Source organism: Endozoicomonas sp. ONNA2, from assembly GCF_024606365.1.
Lineage (GTDB): Bacteria > Pseudomonadota > Gammaproteobacteria > Pseudomonadales > Endozoicomonadaceae > Endozoicomonas.
Genome location: NZ_JAHHPO010000518.1, coordinates 1 through 2,312, shown reverse-complemented (window position 1 = coordinate 2,312; position 2,312 = coordinate 1). Strand labels below are relative to the sequence as shown.

Here is a 2,312-nt window from a genome sequence, read left to right as displayed (position 1 = left end):
TCCTCAATTTTCTGCCATCCTCGCTACGGGCGCTATTCTCGGACAGCCTCCCAGGAGGCTGTCCGAGAATCCTGACCCACTTTTCTGGCAAAAAACAGGCATAACTCTGCATTGATAGCCACTGAATCTAATTAAGTACTATGAACGCAGTTACAGTTAGTCAAGTGATATGAATGGTCTCTACCGGTATTTAATACTGCGTAGGCAATATGGTGCAGTACAGGGATGTGGCCAGCATGTCAATTCAGTCTTCTAACATTATTCCTCATAGTCCGGGTGGTGGTAACAAGCCACCGCAAGAGAGGTTTTTTTCTGAGTTAAATCGGCTGGTTCAGGAAATCATTTGTCCTGAGTCCGACACACTGTTGCCTGTTTTACTGACCCAATTAGATACCCATCTGGAAAACATCAAAAACGATCAGGACTTGATGCGCTGGATCGATATCAAAAACCGTTTGAAGCATTCTGCATCTTCCATTAAAAAAAGCTTCATCGATCATTTGACCAGCACAGACAGTGAACAGCCTGCACCCCAGGAAGGTGTTTTAACCCTTGAATTACTCGACAATTCTGAACTTGACCAGCAACTGCTCTGGCGTTCTGCAGCCAATCATTTTGAGAACAGTAACAATGCTGAGCGTATTTGCCGAATCAAACTCAGCCTTGAGAGCAACTACCCTGGGCATGACAGTACGTACCCTGCCACCCCGGAGCGAATCTGCGAAAGTTTTGCCATAGCTTTGGAAAGTCTCGACCCGGATAGTGATATTGAACAACAATTATTTAGCTGGTTTGCCCGCCATCTCAATAAGGCGGCTGATGAACTATGGCTTAAAGTCGACCAGTTGATTATCCATAAAGGGCTGGGGCCCAGACAGTCATCTTCAGTTGGGCGATCGCAAGCAAGCTCAGTCAACGACCCAAGCCACCACTCCATATCTGATTCCCGCCTCTCCGACCGAGCACAACCATCGCCTCAACAAAGTCACTATCCAGACATGGAAAACCCCCAGTTTCTGGATAGCTTTGTTGAGAAGCTGGTATCCCGGCTGAAAGACATGCTTGCAGAAGACGAACTCATCCCTGAGGCCAAGGCCAACAGGGTAAAGACCGTTGATCTGGCCAATGTCCTCAGCTCACTGCAACTGGAGGTTCTTGAGCAGCACGTTTCAATGAGGAACCTGCACAACTCGGTCCTGGATGCTCTAAAATTACAAGGTGTTAACTCAAACCTCTCACGCCATCATGAAGACCTGATCAATATGGTCGGCTGGTTGTTTGAGTACATTCTGGATGATCACAACCTGCCTGATGACGTAAAAAAGACCATTGCATTATTGCAGATCCCGATTTTAAAACAGGCGATTTTGAATGATGCTTTTTTAACTGACACAAAGCATCCAGCTCGACTCCTGTTAAACAACTTGACGTCTGCAGGAATGTTGCACTGCCGGGATCCTGAACCCAGCAACCATGTGCTGCTACTGATTGAGCATACTGTGCGCACCATCATCTCGGACCACAGTGAAAATCCCGATGTATTTCAGGAATGTCTGGATGGATTTCAATACAACCTGAATATCACCCTGCAAACAGAGCCTGAGAGTCCAAAAAACCAGCCTGCCGAACCCCTCGAACAACCAGAAGAGGTTCTGGCAACTGAGCCCGACGATGACCATACCATTGACTTTCAGAGCGATAGTCCCACAAAAGAAGACTCCGAAGAAATTATTCTTTCCAGCGAACTGACTGGATACAATCTGGAAGATTCGCTGGAAGATTCGCTGGAAGATTCGCCCCTGTCTGAGCCCAACCCGAAAGTCACCGAAGACGCTCAGGCGCTTGAACTGGTTATTGATGATCAGGATGAAGTGGCTGATGCCCAGGAGCACCACGCTTCATTTGTCCCGGTCATCATTGATGGACTTCACCCGGGGCAGTGGGTTGAGTTTATTGGCGAAGGCGACTCACATCACCTTCGCTGCAAACTTGCCCGGCTCAGTCAAGACCGTCGTCGATATATTTTTGTCAACAGCTCGGGGATGCGTGTTGCAGAACGTTCTGGAAGCGAACTCAAAAAGGAGATCAAAGACGGTTCTGTCTGCATTCTGGAAGAGAACCCGGTTTTCGACCGGGCTATCCAGGCCGTTCTTAAACGGTTCAAAAAGCATTTGTAGCGCAGTGACGCCCCTTTACAGCAAAAACTGAAAACCGTGAAAACGCAACACCGGTACAGACATTGGTTATTGGACAGACAACCAGGAGGCTGTCCGAGAATAGCGCCCGTAGCGAGGATGGCAGAAAATTGAGGA

The 2,312-nt window shown here is 48.0% G+C and carries 1 protein-coding gene; it reads left to right on the top strand.

Going from position 1 to position 2,312, the window contains the following annotated elements; genetic code table 11:
* The first annotated feature begins 236 nt into the window (after positions 1 to 236).
* Positions 237 to 2,177, top strand: coding sequence for a DUF1631 domain-containing protein (locus KDK14_RS09210; RefSeq protein ID WP_257264803.1), 1,941 nt, complete (start codon positions 237 to 239; stop codon positions 2,175 to 2,177).
* Positions 2,178 to 2,312: the final 135 nt, after the last annotated feature.